16 protein-coding genes are annotated in these 18,159 nt (G+C 53.1%); 4 read left to right on the forward strand and 12 right to left on the reverse strand.

Annotated elements, in window-relative coordinates:
* From ubiE to udp, 5 genes are all read right to left on the reverse strand, one after another.
* Window positions 1–756 carry a bifunctional demethylmenaquinone methyltransferase/2-methoxy-6-polyprenyl-1,4-benzoquinol methylase UbiE gene (ubiE, locus tag ACSBQN_RS18440; RefSeq protein WP_004238233.1) on the reverse strand — a complete coding sequence of 252 codons (756 nt, stop codon included), beginning with the start codon at window positions 754–756 and terminating at the stop codon, window positions 1–3.
* A 60-nt stretch (window positions 757–816) separates the two neighbouring features.
* A complete protein-coding gene (rmuC, locus tag ACSBQN_RS18445; protein ID WP_024475180.1) occupies window positions 817–2,241 on the reverse strand; it encodes a DNA recombination protein RmuC in 1,425 nt (474 codons plus the stop codon).
* A 138-nt stretch (window positions 2,242–2,379) separates the two neighbouring features.
* Complete coding sequence (locus ACSBQN_RS18450; RefSeq protein WP_354633313.1) at window positions 2,380–2,913, reverse strand: DedA family protein; 534 nt, start codon at window positions 2,911–2,913, stop codon at window positions 2,380–2,382.
* A 23-nt stretch (window positions 2,914–2,936) separates the two neighbouring features.
* Window positions 2,937–3,719, reverse strand: a complete 783-nt coding sequence (locus tag ACSBQN_RS18455; RefSeq protein WP_024475182.1) for a tyrosine-protein phosphatase — start codon at window positions 3,717–3,719, stop codon at window positions 2,937–2,939.
* 131 nt (window positions 3,720–3,850) lie between these two features.
* Window positions 3,851–4,606 (reverse strand): uridine phosphorylase, encoded by a 756-nt coding sequence (gene udp, locus ACSBQN_RS18460; protein WP_024475183.1) that lies wholly within the window; start codon window positions 4,604–4,606, stop codon window positions 3,851–3,853.
* Window positions 4,607–5,212: 606 nt separating this feature from the next.
* Between udp and ACSBQN_RS18465 the strand changes: the two genes are divergently transcribed.
* The gene (locus ACSBQN_RS18465) at window positions 5,213–5,380 is read left to right on the forward strand and encodes an RtcB family protein (RefSeq protein WP_236595624.1); all 168 of its coding nucleotides are present in this window, start codon (window positions 5,213–5,215) and stop codon (window positions 5,378–5,380) included.
* A gap of 52 nt (window positions 5,381–5,432) precedes the next feature.
* Here the strand turns inward: ACSBQN_RS18465 and metE are convergent, their stop codons facing one another.
* Window positions 5,433–7,718 (reverse strand): 5-methyltetrahydropteroyltriglutamate--homocysteine S-methyltransferase, encoded by a 2,286-nt coding sequence (gene metE / locus ACSBQN_RS18470; RefSeq protein ID WP_214168066.1) that lies wholly within the window; start codon window positions 7,716–7,718, stop codon window positions 5,433–5,435.
* A 105-nt stretch (window positions 7,719–7,823) separates the two neighbouring features.
* Between metE and metR the strand changes: the two genes are divergently transcribed.
* On the forward strand, window positions 7,824–8,786 hold the full coding sequence (metR, locus tag ACSBQN_RS18475) for an HTH-type transcriptional regulator MetR (protein WP_024475185.1): 963 nt from the start codon (window positions 7,824–7,826) through the stop codon (window positions 8,784–8,786).
* On the opposite strand, the gene ACSBQN_RS18480 is transcribed toward metR, so the two are convergent.
* From ACSBQN_RS18480 to ACSBQN_RS18490, 3 genes are all read right to left on the reverse strand, one after another.
* A complete protein-coding gene (locus ACSBQN_RS18480) occupies window positions 8,671–9,570 on the reverse strand; it encodes a carboxylate/amino acid/amine transporter (RefSeq protein ID WP_024475186.1) in 900 nt (299 codons plus the stop codon). The two genes, metR and ACSBQN_RS18480, sit on opposite strands and share 116 nt — an antisense overlap.
* A 3-nt stretch (window positions 9,571–9,573) precedes the next feature.
* Window positions 9,574–11,223, reverse strand: a complete 1,650-nt coding sequence (locus ACSBQN_RS18485; RefSeq protein ID WP_004238243.1) for a Na+/H+ antiporter — start codon at window positions 11,221–11,223, stop codon at window positions 9,574–9,576.
* Window positions 11,224–11,493: 270 nt separating this feature from the next.
* Window positions 11,494–12,840: an NCS2 family permease gene (locus ACSBQN_RS18490; protein ID WP_004238244.1), complete on the reverse strand. Its 1,347-nt coding sequence runs from the start codon at window positions 12,838–12,840 to the stop codon at window positions 11,494–11,496.
* A 261-nt stretch (window positions 12,841–13,101) separates the two neighbouring features.
* Here ACSBQN_RS18490 and ACSBQN_RS18495 point away from each other — a divergent pair, with 261 nt between their 5' ends.
* Entirely contained in the window at window positions 13,102–13,896 is a 795-nt protein-coding gene (locus ACSBQN_RS18495) for a M15 family metallopeptidase (RefSeq protein ID WP_201893450.1), read from the forward strand.
* A gap of 6 nt (window positions 13,897–13,902) precedes the next feature.
* On the opposite strand, the gene ACSBQN_RS18500 is transcribed toward ACSBQN_RS18495, so the two are convergent.
* Window positions 13,903–14,652, reverse strand: a complete 750-nt coding sequence (locus ACSBQN_RS18500) for a sulfite exporter TauE/SafE family protein (protein ID WP_024475188.1) — start codon at window positions 14,650–14,652, stop codon at window positions 13,903–13,905.
* A 170-nt stretch (window positions 14,653–14,822) separates the two neighbouring features.
* On the opposite strand from ACSBQN_RS18500, the gene ACSBQN_RS18505 reads away from it, so the two are divergent.
* Entirely contained in the window at window positions 14,823–15,380 is a 558-nt protein-coding gene (locus ACSBQN_RS18505; protein ID WP_004238248.1) for a helix-turn-helix domain-containing protein, read from the forward strand.
* A 42-nt stretch (window positions 15,381–15,422) separates the two neighbouring features.
* On the opposite strand, the gene ilvN is transcribed toward ACSBQN_RS18505, so the two are convergent.
* Together ilvN and ilvB are read right to left on the reverse strand one after the other, a co-directional pair.
* Complete coding sequence (gene ilvN, locus ACSBQN_RS18510) at window positions 15,423–15,707, reverse strand: acetolactate synthase small subunit (RefSeq protein WP_004238249.1); 285 nt, start codon at window positions 15,705–15,707, stop codon at window positions 15,423–15,425.
* A 17-nt stretch (window positions 15,708–15,724) separates the two neighbouring features.
* On the reverse strand, window positions 15,725–17,416 hold the full coding sequence (gene ilvB / locus ACSBQN_RS18515; RefSeq protein WP_024475189.1) for an acetolactate synthase large subunit: 1,692 nt from the start codon (window positions 17,414–17,416) through the stop codon (window positions 15,725–15,727).
* Between the last annotated feature and the right edge of the window lie 743 nt (window positions 17,417–18,159).

Raw genomic sequence — 18,159 nt, forward strand, 5'->3', positions numbered from 1 at the left:
TCAGAATTTGAATCCTTTATGCAGCGCCACAATGCCGCCGGTCATATTGGTGTAGGAAACATGCTCAAATCCGGCATTTTCCATCATGCCTTTCAGGGTTTCCTGATCCGGATGCATACGGATAGATTCGGCAAGATAGCGGTAGCTGTCCGCATCATTCACAACCGCCTGCCCGATACGCGGCAGCACGTGGAAAGAATATGCGTCATATACTTTACTCAGCGGTTCAATCACCGGTTTGGAGAATTCCAGCACCAGCAGGCGGCCGCCCGGTTTTAACACACGGAACATAGAGCGGAGTGCTTTGTCTTTATCGGTGACATTACGCAGCCCGAAAGAGATGATGATGCAGTTGAAGTAGTCATCCGGGAACGGCAGTTCTTCGGCATTCGCCTGAACATAATTCACATTGCCGACAACCCCGTGGTTACGCAGCTTTTCCCGGCCCATTTTCAGCATGGAATCGTTGATATCCGCGAGGATCACCTGACCATTTTCGCCGACCATGCGGGAGAATTTTGCAGTGAAATCACCGGTTCCCCCGGCAAGATCCAGCACCCGCTGACCACGGCGGACACCACTGGCATCAATAGTAAAACGTTTCCAGACACGATGGATGCCGAAAGACATCAGGTCATTCATCAGATCGTATTTTGCGGCAACAGAATGAAAGACGTTTGCCACCATACCTGCTTTTTCGTTTCTGTTAACAGTGCGAAAACCAAAATCGATTGTATCCCGGGATTGCTCTTCCATTCTCTTCTTGCCTGTTTTGCCTGTGTGCATGAATTAGTGATCGGAAAAGTGTATCAGCCTTTACCGCAAAACCCTATGCCCATTGTGTTGTTCTGCGAAATTAGCCGTCTCCTCCGGCAGTTCATCCGCAGTGGTGTCCTGCTGTTCACTGAGACGGGCTTTCTGCACCAGAATTTCATCCAGCGGGCGTTTTACCTCAACGCCCAGCTCACGGAAGCTTTCTGCCTGTGACAGCAGGTTTCCCCGGCCGGTGGTCAGTTTTTTCATCGCCCCGTGGTACGTGCTCTGGGCTTTATCCAGCGCCTGGCCGATACCGTCCATTTCCTCGGTAAACAGGCGGAGTTTGTCATACAGACGCGCTGCCCGTTGTGCAATTGCCTGACTGTTTTCATGCTGATGTTCATAACGCCAGAGATTGGCGATTGTCCGCAGCGCCACCAGCAATGTTGACGGGCTGACCAGCATGATATTGCTTCTGAGGGCTTCGTCCAGTAATACACTTTCCTGCCCGACTGCTGCCAGAAACGCCGGTTCAACCGGGATAAACATCAGTACATAGTCCAGTGAGTTAATCCCGCTGAGATTCTGATATTCTTTGCGGCTCAGACTGCGGATATGCTGACGCACTGAGTTGATGTGTTCCGTCAGTGCCGACTGACGGGTTTCCGGAGTGTCGCTGTTGAAATAACGTTCATAAGCCACCAGCGACACTTTGGCATCCACAATCACCTGCTTGTTCTGCGGCAGATAAATCACCACATCGGGCTGATAACGACTTTGTTGTTCATTTTTCAGACTGACCTGGGTGGCGAATTCATGGCCTTCGCGCAGGCCGGAGGCTTCCAGGATACGGGCAAGAATGGTTTCTCCCCAGTTACCCTGCATTTTGTTGTCGCCTTTCAGGGCATTGGTGAGATTGACAGCTTCCTGCGCCATCCGCAGATTGAGCTGCTGCAGGCGCTGAATTTCATGTGTCAGGGTATGACGTTCGCGGCTTTCCTGGCTGTAGCTTTCCTGCACCTGCCGGTTAAAGTTATCCAGCTGTTCACGGAACGGGCGCAGCAGCATGGACAGACTCTGGCGGTTGAGTTCATCTGTCCGGCGGCCACTGTGTTCAAAAATACGGGCAGCCAGATTTTCAAACTGGGTATTCAGCCGCTGCTCACTGTTAAGCAGCAACCGCTGTTTTTCTTCAGCAGCCAGGCGGCTTTCTTCCAGCCGGGTGGTCAGCTCACGGATTTCCGCTTCCTGTTGTGCACTGATATGACGGGCATTTTCCAGTGACTGTTCACTCTGCTCCCTGGCCTGCTGCCAGTATGCAGCCTGACGCCGGGTTTCATCCAGCAGGGCCAGTTGCGCAATATTATCCTGTAACAGCCGGTTTTTGTCCGCCAGCCGCTGTTGCAGGCTGAACCAGACCACACCGCCGCCCAGCAGAATACCGCTCAGAATGCCGATAAAACCATAAAGCCACTGAATATCCACGATGGCCGTCTCCTCCGCGAGTCACTTACGCCGCTTACGGTAAAATAGCACTGTACAGATGTCCACTGTCTTTTTGCTGTCCGCCGTTTTTTTCGGCGCGTCGCGCAAAAAACAATGTAATCCGGTGAAAATCCGGCGCTATCCGCCCATCAGCCCGGCCATCCATTTCAGCCCGAACGCGCCGGGGGCCAGCAGGCCGAATGCCCAGATCACGGCAGAAGACAGGTTCGCCAGTTGAAAATGGCGCTGCGGCATCGCACAGATCCCGGCCACCAGCGGTACCACGGCGCGGAACGGCCCGAAGAAGCGCCCGAAAAAGACACCCCATATTCCCCATTTTTCAAAGAACTGATGCCCTCTGACCAGGGTTTGCGGGGAGCGGGAAATCGGCCACATATGACGGACATTGTCCTTGTAGTAGAAGCCGATGTAATAGGAGATCCAGTCGCCGAAAAAGCCACCGGTGGCAGCAGCCAGGAAGACAGGCAGAAAATGCAGCCCGCCTTCCCCGATCAGCGCCCCGACTCCGAGCAGAATTACTGTTGCCGGAAACAACAGGGAAAGAAATGCGAGAGATTCACCGAATGCCAGCACGAAAACGATCGGTAATGCCGAGAACTCATGTTCACGGACAAATGCGGTAACGGTGGTGATAATATCTGCCGGTGCCAGAAAATCCCCCTTACTGTCTGATATTACTCAAGGAAATGGTTGCGGATTTTGTCGCGGACTGCTGTTGTCAGCCCGATATCTTTCGCCAGCCAGGTATCAATACTGCCATAATGCGAGTGAATACTTTTCAGTGCGGTATTCAGGAAATCAGGCTGTACGGAGTACACATAGGCGAATTTCTCCACCACCGCTTCCGGCATGGTTTTCGCGTGTTCCGCCAGCAATTCATGGCGGTAAGGTGCCAGCGTGTCATTGGTCAGCAGGTAATCTTCCATCACCATATCGGTATCCGCGCCGAGTGCAAACAGCACCAGTGCCGAACCCACACCGGTCCGGTCTTTACCAACCGCACAGTGCTGCACAATGCCGCCTTTTTCCGGGTTGCGCAGCATATCACCGAGTGCATGATATGCAGTGTTGCCCAGCGGCAGCAGTTCATAGAGACGCAGCATAAAGGCTTTCGGATCAAACTCCGTCAGCACCTCATTGCCGAGCTTCTCAAGGTTAGCATCCACTTCCTTTGACATCGGATTTGCCGGTGCGTTCGTGTACAGCGCGCCATTCCACAGACGATCCGGTTTATCAGCAATTTCGCCGCTGTCGCGGTAATCCAGGATCTGAAACAGATTCTGCTCTGTCAGCCGGGTTAAGTCGTTGTCACTCAGGCGATCCAGCGCCCCGGCACGGAACAGCAGGCCGGGTTTGATTTTACTGCCGTCCGGCAGCACTTTGTTTCCCAGGTCACGGAAATTGATCCCGCCGTCGAGCGGCAGTACGGAAGGATGCGGTAATGGCTGTCTGGTCATTGATACCTCTTTATCATTATTATCAGTATGTTCGGCACGATCACTGTATCAGATTTACAGAATAAATGATGAAAAAAAGCCGCACCACCGGAAAACCCGGCGATACGGCTGATTCATGAAACCGGTAACGATCAGATGAGATGACGGGCGGCTTCCACCACAATATCCAGAGTGTTGGATTCGGTTTTCTTCATCTTCGCTTCATCAGGAATTTCCTGCTGGGTGCGGTTAACGATAACACCCGCAACCATCCCGGCACGCAGTCCCTGACTGGCACACATGGTCAGCAGCGTGGCGGATTCCATTTCAAAGTTCATCACGCCCATTTCCTGCCACTCTTTCATTGATCCTCTGAACCGGCGGGTCACACGGCCGCTGAAGGTATCATAACGCTCCTGGCCCGGATAGAAAGTATCAGAAGAAGCGGTCACACCAATATGAACGGTGGCTTTGGCTGCTTTCGCCGCATTTACCAGCGCGGTGGTACATTCAAAGTCAGCCACGGCCGGGAATTCCATCGGCGCGAAATGCAGGCTTGCACCATCCAGGCGCACAGCCGCTGTGGTCACAAGGACATCACCGACATTGATGTTTTCCTGAATCGCACCGGTGGTACCGATACGCAGGAACGTGCGGATCCCCAGTTGGGCCAGTTCTTCCACCGCGATAGAGGTGGACGGGCCACCGATACCGGTTGAACAGACGATTACCGCTTTACCGTCCAGTTCACCGCGCCATGAGGTGAATTCACGCAGAGATGCGAGATGAACAGGATTGTCCATCAGGCGGGCAATTTTTTCGACCCGGTTCGGATCGCCCGGTACGATAGCCAGCGTCGCACCCTGTAAATCTGCTTTAGTCAAACCTAAATGAAATACATCAGCCATCCTGAACTCCTTAGCGAAAAAATGATTATTGGGGACACTGTAGCGTGTCACTACACAAAATTTAGTGATTATTATCACTTCATTGATACGTGATAATGAATCAATTACATAAAAATGAGATTCAAATCACATAAACAACGGTTTATGCTGAAAATGTCGCCGGACTGCTCCCTGAAAAAGCAAAACACAGTTTGATTTTTTATCCGCCTCACTCTACTATCCGCACCATTCCGGCACGCGATGCGTGCTGACAATCACTTTCAGAACGTAAGGAGGTTCATATGACAACATTACTGTGCACTCTTTGCGGGCTCTTGCAGAACTGATATCACACCGGTATTACAGCGTTATTTCCCCGTATTACCCGTCCCTGTTACCTCTCTGTTTCTTCCTGACTGCCCGCCATAAACCCGAATTTTCACTATTTTCCGGAATGGATTATGGGCAATTATATGCATTTTGTCGCGCCGGGCGTCTCTTATATCGCCCCGGATGCGACGTGGATCGAAAGTAACGCGATTCAACAACTGATCACCACCGCACAATTTTGCTGAGTTTCAGCAAATCGATAAGATCTGTGATGACGAGCTGTTTGCCGCATCCGGGCTGGATAAACAGCGTGTGATACTACTGGTTCACAGCGGTTCACGCGGGCTGGGTAAGATGGTTCTGCGTCATCATGTTGAGCAGTTCAGCCACGACGGGCTGACAGAGAACACACCGGAAGCGGCGGAATATCTGGCAGCACATCAGCAGACGCTGGATTTTGCATAACACAAAGCCGGTCATTACTGACCGGCTTTTTTCTTCTTTTATATAAATAAACTCAGCGGGATGTCAGCGGATTTTCCCGCAGGCGGCGTGCCGCTTCCACCATGTTCGCCAGGGCTTTGCGGGTTTCATCCCAGCCGCGCGTTTTCAGGCCGCAGTCCGGGTTAACCCACAGACGCTCCACCGCTATCTTATCCGCCGCTTTGCGCAGCAGGGCTTCAATCCACTCCACTTCCGGCACATTCGGCGAGTGAATATCATAAACACCCGGCCCGATTTCATTCGGATAGTCGAAATCCTCAAATGCTTCCAGCAGTTCCATATCCGAGCGTGATGTTTCAATGGTGATCACATCCGCATCCAGCGCCGCAATAGAATCCATGATGTCATTGAATTCGCAGTAACACATATGAGTGTGGATCTGAGTGTCATTATCTGCTACCGCCGCATTCAGCCGGAAGGCATCCACCGCCCAGGTGAGATACTCCGCCCATTCTGCCCGGCGCAGCGGCAGCCCTTCGCGCAGTGCCGGTTCATCGATCTGGATAATACCGATCCCGGCTTTCTGCAAATCGTTCACTTCATCACGCAGTGCCAGAGCAATCTGTTTGGCAATAGTTTCACGGCTGACATCCTCGCGCGGGAATGACCAGCAGAGAATGGTCACCGGCCCGGTCAGCATGCCTTTCACCGGCTTGCTGGTGAGGGATTGCGCGTAAGTCGCCCAGTCAACGGTGATCGGTTCCGGACGGCTGATGTCCCCGATAATCACCGGCGGTTTTACACAGCGCGAGCCGTAGCTCTGTACCCAGCCGTTCTGCGTAAAGACATAGCCGTCGAGATGCTCGCCGAAATACTCCACCATGTCATTACGTTCCGCTTCGCCGTGAACCAGCACATCCAGTCCGAGCCGTTCCTGCTCATTAATCGCCTGCTTAATATGTTCAGAGATATTAGTGCGGTAGAATGCTTTATCGATATTCCCTTTTTTGAAGTTCAGACGCAGGCCGCGGATTTCCGTGGTTTGCGGGAAAGATCCGATTGTGGTGGTCGGCCACAGTGGCAGGTTAAAACGGCGGCGCTGTTCCTCTGCACGTTCGGCATACGGTGCGGCACGTTCGCTGTCGCGGGCGGTTACCGCCGCCAGCCGGGCAGCCACCGCAGCATTGTGCACGCGGGAAGAATCACGGCGGCGGGTAATCGGGGCACTGTATTCCGCCAGCGCGGCGATATCATCTGCCGAGCCGCTGTTGACCGCACGGGTCAGCAATGCCAGTTCCTCACATTTCTGCTGTGCGAAGGCAAACCAGCTTTTAACTTCTTCATCCAGTTTGGTTTCATCACGCAGGTCAATCGGGCTGTGCAGCAGTGAGCAGGATGTCCCGATCCACAGGTCGCGTTTCCCGGCCAGCGGGACGATGACATCATATTTTTGCCGCAGATCGGCACGCCAGACATTGCGCCCGTTAATCAGACCGGCAGAGAGCAGCCAGTCCGCCGGTAATGCGTCGTGGATGGCCTGAATATCATCACCGCCCGCGACGAAATCGACGTGCAGCCCCTGCACCGGTAACTCACGGATCAGCGGTAAGTGATGGCTTACTCCGTCAAAATAGGTGGTCAGCAGCAGTTTTGCATGTCCCTGCAAAGCATCATATGCCGTGCGGTAAGCATCCTGCCACTCCGGCGGCAGATCCAGCACCAGAGCCGGTTCATCAATCTGAATCCACTCAATACCGCGCTGCGCCAGTTTTTCCAGCACGTTTTTATAGGCTTCTAACAGTGACGGCAGTAATGATAAGCGGTCAAACTGAGCCCCTTTCACTTTGCCGAGCCACAGATAGGTCACCGGGCCGAGCAGCACCGGTTTAACCGCAAAGCCCTGCTCCAGCGCCTCATCCACCTCGTCAAACAGCTGCGGCCAGCTCACGGTGAAGGTTTGACCGCGCTGAAACTCCGGCACAATGTAGTGATAGTTGGTATTAAACCATTTGGTCATTTCCGCCGCAGCCGCCGGTTCACCGGAAGGCGCACGGCCGCGGGCAATACGGAACAGGGTATCGAGGTCAATTTTCCCGTCCGCACCGGCATGGCGCGGCGGTACATTACCGAACAGCAGGCTGGTGCCGAGAACATGATCGTACCAGGCGAAATCCCCGACCGGTAATAATTCAACCCCGGCCTCTTTTTGCAGCTGCCAGTGACGGCGGCGTAATTCACGGCCGGTATCGCGCAGCTCATCCTGTGAAATCTGTCCTGCCCAGTAACCTTCAAGCGCTTTTTTCAGTTCTCTTTTCAGACCGATACGCGGAAAACCCAGAGTGTGATTATGTGTCGTCATAAAAAATCCTATCATTTAGCCATCCAGATGTTTACACATCCATAATCAACGGGTACTGTATAAGAAACAAGCGCAAATTCTTCATTGCTAACCTGAAGGTTCCTCATGATAGAAATAAAACATTTAAAAACGATTCAGGCACTGAATCAGTCAGGGTCACTCGCGGGAGCAGCAGGTGCGTTGCATCAGACACAATCCGCCCTTTCCCATCAGTTCAGTGAACTGGAACACCGGCTCGGCTACCGGATTTTTATCCGCAAAACCCAGCCGCTGCAATTCACCCCGCAGGGACAGGTACTGTTACAGCTGGCGGAGCAGGTACTGCCGCTGGTGAAAGATGCCATCCGTGAATGCAATGAGCCGGGACTGACCGCGCTGCGCGTGGCGATTGAGTGCCACAGCTGCATTCAGTGGCTGACCCCCGCTCTGGCGCATTTCCGCGAGAGCTGGCCGCAGATTAATGTCGATTTCACTTCCGGGGTCAGTTTTGATCCGCAACCGGAACTGCTGAAACGCGAACTCGATGTGGTGCTGACATCCGATATTGATGAGCAGCACAACGGGAAGCTGACATACACGCCGCTGTTTGATTATGAGGTGAAGCTGGTGGTGGCACCGGATCATCCGCTGGCCCGCCGTCTGCATATTCAGCCGCAGGATCTGACCGCAGAAACCCTGCTGATTTATCCGGTACAGCGTCAGCGCTTTGATATCTGGCGGCGTTTCCTGCAACCGGCCGGTGTTTCCCCGCAGATAAAAACCGTGGATAACACCCTGCTGATGATCCAGATGGTCGCCGCCCGCATGGGGATCGCCGCACTGCCGCACTGGGCGGTGGAGAATTTTGAAAGACAGGGAATGGTGGTGACCAAGACTTTAGGCGAGGGATTATGGAGCCGGCTGTATGCCGCAAACCGTAGCGGGGAACAGCGTCAGCCGGCTGTTGAGTCGTTTATTCGCGCGACGCGTCAGCACGCGGTGGACAATCTGCCTTTTGTAAAGACGGCTTCAGTATCCATACCCGGTGCACCCACAGGGATGCCACAATCAGAGTTGCGCCAATGCTGAACGTGAGCCAGTCCGGATGCTGCTGCCAGATGGCAAAGTTCACCAGTAACCCCGCCGGAACCATCATGTTGTTCATGATCGCGAGTGTTCCGGCGTCCACCTGCGTGGCGCCGTAGTTCCACATAAAGTAGCCGATCCCGGAAGCCCCTATCCCCAGCCACAGCAGGACACCCCACTGTAACTGCGTGGACGGCATTTTGGCAAAATTACCGAACAGCAGCCAGCCCGCCAGCGCCACCACACAGGCACCGAGGTAGAACCAGGAAAACGCCGTGCGCTGCACCAGCGGATGCACTTCCATCAGCCGTTTGTAACCGACCTGGCCGATGGCAAAGAAGATATTCGCCAGCTGCACCAGAATCAGCCCTGTCCAGAAAGAGTCACTGAGATGATCATAGCGGATCACCGCCGCACCAATCACCGCCAGCAGTGAACTGAACACATAACCCCAGCGCAGACCACGCCGCTCCAGCAGGTCATAAATCAGTGTCACATACAGGGGTGTCAGCACGGTAAACAGCAGGAATTCCGCGACGGTCAGGTAGTTGTAGGCATGGAAAACAAAGAGATACATAATGCCGAGCTGACAGGCGCCCACCGCCATATACATCAGAATGACTTTCGGGGCGATCCCGCGCCAGCGCAGAAACGGCAGAAAAACCAGTGCCGCCAGCGACACACGGACTAACACAGAGAACCAGCTGTCCACCTGACCGGCGAGATACTCGCCAATCAGGCTGAACGATGCGGCCCACAGAATTGTGGTAATAATCAGTAACGGCATCGGTTATGTTTCTTTCTCAACCAGCAGGGCTTCCAGCAGATCCAGGTCATGCAGCAGCAGTTGCAGGGTTTCATTGCTGATATTACGGGTCGCACGCTGATGATACAGCTCCCCGCGCTCGGCACGCAGTGCAGTCAGACGGAAACGGCGCTCCAGATCTTCCACCTGAAGGTTATATTCCATCTCATCATCACCGGCAGTACGCCGCCTGAGATGCCCGGCCACCCTGGAGGCCACTTCACTGATGGCTTCCGCATCCAGCGCCTCATCCGAACTGGCGGACAGACGCTCTTCCATCTTGCCGATACTGACAATCGCCACTTCTGCCATCGCCGCTTTCGCCGCACGGATTTCATTGGCATCCGCCTGTTTATCCCCGACATGCATCCCTTTGAGCAGGAACGGCAGCGATACCACCCCCATAAAGAGAGAGAAGATAATCACCCCGGCGGCGATAAACACCATCTGATAACGCGCCGGGAACGGTGTGCCGTCCGGCAGGAACAGCGGGATAGAGAGCACACCCGCCAGGGTTATCGCCCCGCGCACCCCGGCAAATGATGCCAGCCACAGTTCACGGGTAGTGTAGAAGGTGAAATCCAGCGGCTTGCGTTTTAAGGTCAGGCGGCTGACGGTTTTCATCATCCACAGCCAGCAGAAACGTAATACCAGCAAAGCAAAATAAATAACGATAACGGCGGTAAACAGCATCCAGGTTTCGACGGTCGGATCCAGCTCCGCCTCAATCACCGACACCTGCCAGATCCCCGGCAGTTGCAGGCCGAGCATAATAAAGACCAGGCCGTTAAAGACGAACTCCAGCATCCCCCAGACATTATCCGCCCGCAGACGCATCGCCAGCGGCGCATTGCGGATAACCCCGGATTTACTGATGGTCATCCCCGCCGCCACGGCCGCCAGGATACCGGACACACCGATATGTTCCGCAATCAGATAAGAGGCGAATGGCAGCAGTAACATAAAGACGATTTGCGTGGCCGGGTCATCCCCGCTCCAGCGGCTCATCAGGCGCAGCGACTTACTGTACAGCCAGGTAACTGCCACCCCCGCCAGCAGGCCGCCGATTGCGACTTTGAAGAATTCCAGCGTGACACCGGTGACGGAGAAAATCATCGTACCCATGACAATCGCCACGGCAAATTTCAGCGCGACCAGGCCGGAGGCGTCATTCATCAGCGCCTCCCCTTCCAGAATACCCATCATCTGTTTCGGAATTCGCCCTTTGCCGACAATCGACGACAGCGCCACGGCATCTGTCGGAGACAACACCGCCGCAAGGGCAAAGGCCGGGATCAGCTCAATCCCCGGCATCAGCCAGTAGATCAGATACCCGATACCGATAACGGTGACCAGCACCAGGAACAGCACCAGGATGAAGATTTCCCGCCCTTTCTGCATAAATTCCCGGGTCGGGGTTTTCCAGCCGTCAACAAACAGCAACGGCGGTATCAGCAGGACGAGAAACAGTTCAGGATCGAACGTGACATGCAGACCAAACTGCGGGAAGGCAAGCAGAGCCCCCATCGCGATCTGAATGATGGGTAACGGAATACGATACGGGATCATTTTGGTGAGAACACCGGACACCGACACGACCAGAATCAAAATAAGAATCGTAAAGAATATTTCCATATTACCCTTACTGAACTTAGGGCTTCATCAGCCCGCTGACAAAAAGATACTGTTAATAACGGCAAAAAAACCGTAATAAGACCCCGGAGGAGAAAAAATTACCGCCTGTTGCCACTATCATACAAAAAAAGCAGCGGCGGATGCGTTATCCGCCACTGCTATTTTATCTTCTCAGGCCATTAATTCGGGCAATTAATTAGTATTTTGAGACAAATCGTATAAATAAAGCGTATCGTCACCACCAGCTTCCGTTAAGTGGTGATTTATCACTTAAATTGCCCAGCCGCCAGCATAAAACGCCACCAGTGCCGCTGCGATAAGAACAGTGCCGATATTCAGCTTACGCCATTCACCCCCGGCGATACGGCCGATAACCAGCGAGGCAAAGCCCAGCATAATCCCGGTCACAATGTTACTGGTCAGAACAATAAACACCGCACACAGCAGGCCGGACATGGAGCCGACAAAGTCACCGAAATCCAGTTTGCTGACATTGCTCAGCATCAGCAGGCCGACATACATCAGCGCCGGTGCCGTGGCATAGGCCGGAACCAGATAAGAGAGCGGAGAAAGGAACAGGATCAGCAGGAACAGCACCCCGACCACGGTTGCGGTCAGCCCGGTACGGCCACCCGCAGCGGCACCGGCCGCAGATTCGATATACACCGCCGCAGGCGCCGCGCCGACAACACCGGCTACAATGCTGCTGACCGAGTCTGTCGTCAGGGCTTTGCCGCCGTTAATGATCTGATTATCTTTATCCAGCAGATTCGCCTGGCCGGCAACCGCGCGGATAGTGCCTGTCGCATCAAACACCGCCGTCATGACCAGCGCCAGTACCGTCGGCAGAACCACTGGTTTCAGTGCCCCCATGATATCCATGCTGAAGAAGAGTGACAGCCCGTCATCACCGAGGGATGGCAGCTTGAAGAAACCCTGATATTTCACATTCGGGTCAAAAATCAGCCCGATAACGGAAATCGCAATAATCACCAGCAGTACTGCACCCGGCACTTTCAGACGTTCCAGGCCGAAAATCACCGCCAGGCCAGCCAGTGCAATCATCACCGGGAAAGAGGTGAAATCCCCCAGCAACACCGGCATACCCGCCCCCGGGTTTTTGACCACAAGGTCAATATTGGTGGCGGCGATCAGCAGCAGGAACAGGCCGATACCAATCCCCGTGCCGTGGGCAATACCCATCGGGATATTGCGCAGAATCCATGTGCGGATACCGGTGACAGAGATCAGGGTAAACAGCACCCCCATCAGGAAGACCGCCCCCAGCACAACCGGAATCGGGATATTCTGACCAAGTACCATGCTGAATGCGGTAAAGGCGGTCAGGGAAATCGCACAGCCGATAGCCATCGGCAGATTTGCCCACAACCCCATCAGCAGGGAGCCGAACCCGGCCACCAGACAGGTGGCGATAAAGACCGCCGTATGCGGGAAACCCGCCTGGCCGAGCATACCCGGCACAACAATCACGGAGTACACCATCGCCAGAAATGTGGTCAGCCCGGCCAGAACTTCACGGCGGACAGTGGTGCCGCGCTCAGTCAGTTTAAAAAATTGGTCTAATTTGCACCCGCTTTGCGGCTGTGTCGCAGACATGTCATCACCTGTGTTAATGAATTTTGTATCAAACCACGTAAACGATTGCGTTTTCAGAAAAAATCTGCCGGTTTCCGGATAAAAAAACCGGACACACAGGACGCAAACGTTTGGCTTTTTACAGAGAAAAGATGTGATTTTTTGAGGCAAACGATTATCTTAGGAAAAATCCTGATAATCAAGGCCAAATCCGGGAATTTTTTCACCTCTGCGCCGCTGACGGGTTATCATCATCCGTCCCGGTGCCTGATGACGGAATAAATGATGAAACTGACCGCTTTTCTCCTCCCTGTAAGCCTGCTCTGTTCTGCATTACCGGCAGCACAGGCGGCGATCACCCCGCTCAGCCACGACACCTGCCGTGCCATGACGGCGCTGGGTATTATCACACCGGAAAACCCGGTGCCCTGCGAACGGCTGGTCAATGTGGATGTCCGGTTTATCACCTTTGAGGGCGAAACCCGCACCGGCACCATTACTGTCGCTGATATTATCGCCCCTGAAACGAAAGCGCTGTTTGATGAGTTGTACCGGCTGAAATTCCCGCTGCACAGTGTGCAGCCGATAGAGGCCTTCGGCGGCGATGATGAGGCCTCCATGGCTGCCAATAATACGTCAGCATTTAACGGCCGCCGTCAGGCAAGTCAGAAGGCCTGGTCAAAACACGCTTACGGCATGGCGATCGACATTAATCCGCAGCAAAACCCTTACCGTTTCCGCGACAAAAACGGCCGTGTGACCATCAGTCCGCCGCAATCCGCCGCAGCGCTGACCAACAGAGAAAATATTCGTAACGGAAAAATAGAAACCGTGCTGCCGCTGGTTTTCAGTCACGGTTTTCTCCGCTGGGGCGGGGAATGGAAAAATCCGGTGGATTATCAGCATGCGGAGATCGGCAGTTTTACCTTTATCAATCATCTGCTGTCACTGCCGCTGGCGGAGGCACAGACGCAATACAGTGCCTATGCTGCCCGCTACCGCGACTGTTTCAGTAAAAGTAAAACTAAAGACGAGCAACTGCGCGCCCGGCAATGTGCTAAAAAAGTGCTGCGCTGACGGCTGTCAGTGCACCAGGTTGCTGATAAGCAGGGTCAGCCCGGCCAGCAGGATCACCATATTCAGAAAACGGAAAAATGCCTCTTTCGGGATGCGCATAGTGATATGCCGCCCGAGGACTATTCCCGCCACCATAGCTGGCAAAAACAGCAGCGCGGTAATGGCTATTTCGCTGTTCCAGTAAATCCCCATGATCAGGAAAATAATCACGCGGGTTAATGTACTGAAGCCGATCAGGGTAGTCTGCGTGATGCGGAAGCGGTTTTTATCCTCAATCCGCCCGGCAAAATAGATGGCATAAACAAACCCGCCCGCCCCGAACAGCGCACTCAGAATACCGCCGCCGATCCCGAACGGAATAATGTATTTCTGCGGGTAATGCCGCACAGCTTTCTTAATGAAAAGGGAATAGAGTGCATAGAGAACGATAAAAGCACCGAGGAACACGGCCAGCAAATCCGGATGTGTTTTCAGAAGGATCGCCGCACCAATCAGGCTGCCGCCTATCATCAGCGGCACCATCCACTTCAGCTCGGCAAAATCGGCTTTACGCCCGTCGCGGGTGACGTTAATTACCGCTGCGCCCAGATCCATCAGCGCCAGCATCGGCACAATGTGTGAGACAGGAATAAAAAAGGCCAGTACCGGACTTGCGATCAGCGCAGAGCCAAAGCCGACCATGCCGAAGACCAGGTAACCGAAGAAGAGAACCGTAAAACAGATGAAAAAATCTGCCCATGGCAGGGTATAGATCATGGTGAGCACCCGTTTAATGACATATGTTAATTATCACCATGCCGGACGCTTTCATCTGATAGTATCACCTGTCAGACCTGTTTTTCCGGAAAATCACGGCTTACCGTTGTACAACAAGTGTGCAATACTAACAGGGTTTCCCTGCAAATTTCATTGGTATCAATTACATTATGCTAAAAACCAGTGCCCACATCGGCCAGAAGGTCAAACTGCTGCGTCAGGCGCGTAACCTGTCGCTCAATGATCTTTCAAAACTCTCCGGCATCTCGAAAGCCGCGCTGTCCAAACTGGAATCCGGTGATTCCAATCCGCGTATCGATACACTGGAGGCCATTGCCGTCGCACTGCGTTTTCCGCTGGGGGATCTGTTTACCGCCAGTAATGAAGGTTATCCCCGTTACGAAAAAAATAAAGTCTTTAAAGGGGAATATGCGGAAGATTTTAAATTCCGTGTCGGCATGGGGAATATTTCGGAGATCTGGCACCTGAAGATGATCCGCGGTGCGATTATTAACAGCCCCGCACACAGCACCGGCACCCATGAGCATATTCTTATCCATCAGGGTACGCTGATGATGCGCTTTAATGAAGATCAGACTGTGCTGCTGGAACCGGGAGATTTCTATGCGTTCTCCTGTGATATTCCCCACTCTTATATCTGCATGGAAGGCGAGCTGAGCGGCACGCTGATTATGTCCTATTCCCATATCGGCCAGACATCGCCGTAACCGCAGACAAAAAACCGGGCTTATCTGCCCGGTTTCATCATTCTACTGAATATATTTATTCAGTTGCTCAAAGATACTGATATCTTCGTTGTATTTCACGTCCTGCACGTCTTCCAGTTTTTCCACCTGACTGACCATCTGGCTTAGTCGATCATCCGATTTCACCAGCAGCCAGATATGGCTGTGATCCTGTCCCGGCAGCGGCAGACACAGAATGCCGTCCACGTTAAACGCCCGGCGGGCAAACAGACCACAAATGTGCGTCATAACACCGGGGTGGTTGCGGACCACCAGTTCCAGAGCGATAGGCTGATTATTTTTTTCCATGATTCTGTTCTCCGTCATCAGGCTGTGACCATATCGATATTGGCATCACCCGGCAATACCATCGGCCACACTTTTTCACTGACATCGATTAATGCGTGGATCAGACACGGCCCGGGGCGATCAATCGCCGCCTGCAATGCAGCATGCGGATCACTCTCTTTATTCAGATCACAGGTGTGTAATCCGAAGCCTTTGGCAATTGTCACAAAATCAGTCTGATACGGATAGGCAGATGCCACAATGTGCTCGTTGAACATCAGTGTCTGCTGCTGGTGAACCATCCCCAGCGCCTGGTTATTCATCAGAATAATTTTGATATCCAGGTTATGCTCGGCGGCGGTCGCCATCTCCTGAATATTCATCATAATACTGCCGTCCCCGGTGAAGCAGACGATCTTACGTGACGGCTCTGCCAGTGCGGCACCAATCGCTGCCGGTAACCCAAAGCCCATCGTTCCGAGTCCGCCGGAGGTCAGCCACTGACGCGGACGGCATAACGGATACGCCTGTGCCACCCACATCTGATGCTGACCGACATCGGTGGTGATGATGGCATCATTATCCACCGCATCCGCCACAGCGGCGATCAATCCGAAATGACTTAACGGATCGGATTTATTAATCTGCTCCAGCGGGAACTCCTGTTTGATCTGCGCGATATGATCATTCCACGCCTGACGGGTATTCACCTCAATCTGCGGCAGCAGCATAGCGAGAACCTGTCCGGCATCCGCGTTGATCGCAATATCCGGTTGTTTGATCTTGCTGATCTCCGCGCGGTCGATATCCACATGAATAATTTTGGCATCCGGGCAGAACTGTTCCGCCTTGCCGATCGCGCGATCATCAAAGCGCGCCCCGACCACAATCAGCAAATCCGATTCCTGCAAAATCATATTGGTATAACGCGCCCCGTGCATGCCCAGCATGCCCAGATAGAGCGGATGCTGCTGCGGGATGGTGCCTAATCCCATCAGTGTCATGGTGGTCGGCAACCCGGCACGCTCGGCGAAGCTCTGCACCAGCTGCTGGGACTGCGAAGCGACAATACCGCCGCCGATATACAGAATCGGGCGTTTTGCCTGATTAATCATCGCGGCAGCTTCAGTGACTTTTTCCGCATCAAACAGCGGTAACGGATCTTTCGGCATAATTGGCGGTAATTCATCAATCTCAATGATGGCTGCCTGAACATCTTTCGGCACATCCACCCAGACCGGGCCCGGACGGCCGGATTCCGCAATACGGAATGCATCGGCGATAATGCCCGGCAAATCCAGAACATTGCGCACCAGGTAGTTGTGTTTGGTGATAGGGATAGACATGCCGTAAGTGTCCACTTCCTGGAAGGCATCGGTACCGATCATCGGCGAAGACACCTGGGCGGTGATACAGACCAGCGGAACGGAATCCAGTTTGGCATCCGCAATGGCGGTCATCAGGTTGGTCGCACCCGGCCCGCTGGAGGAGATACACACCGCCGCTTTGCCGGTGGTGCGGGCGATACCCTGTGCGATAAACCCGGCGCCCTGCTCATGACGGGCGAGGATATGCCGGATCCGGCTGTTGCCCAATGCATCATACAGCGGCAGTGCCGCCCCGCCCGGAATACCGGACACCGAGGTGATCCCGTGCTGTTCTAACATGCGGATAATTAATTCCGCCCCCGTCATCCGGGTTTTTGCCTGAGTCTGCTGTGAAGCTCCCATAACATCATCCTTTTCTTAACAACCGGTTCAGTTTCGCGGAGCCTGACATAAAAAAACCCCGCTCGGTTTACGCCGGCGGGGTTAGTGATCCTGTTGCTGATCCCAGCCCGTTACGGCGCGCTGCCGACGACCACCACCACTACCACACGCACGACGACAACCGCGTCTGATAGCGCGGTTGTTAGTAGTACGTTTTGCGGACGGGTGAATGGCTTCACGGGATATCTCTCAACAGTAAATTGTGTGTGAATAAATTCGGTTCGTACTTTAAAAAAACATAAGAATGAAATCTGTACAAGCCTTTTTTCATTTATTTTTTATTCAGCCGCTGAATTGTGATCGCCATCACTGATAAATCACTAATATAAAAAGCAAAAATACATAATTACTTGATTTATAATAATAAATTAAAACACCCAATTTATTACTTCAGCGTGAAATAGCATTATTACGTGGGAAAAACAGCGATAAAAAAGGGAAAGATAATCATAACGCGGAGCTATAAAACTCAATTTAAGGAAATTGCAGCGGAATATATTGCAGTGAAATAACCAGAAGCAGCGTGTGTTCACATTATCGCTGTCAGTCACTAAAAATCGTTTCTTTATCAGTTTTATTGCTCAACGGGATAAAAATCCGGATTTACTCATCCGTCTAGTCCGGGAACAGAACATCATTTTAATGTAACTTATTTATTACAAATTGACTTTTAAATTACATTGAAATTACAAAACAGGCCAAAA

Source organism: Morganella sp. B601, assembly GCF_051172335.1.
In the GTDB taxonomy this organism is placed as follows: Bacteria; Pseudomonadota; Gammaproteobacteria; order Enterobacterales; family Enterobacteriaceae; genus Morganella; species Morganella morganii.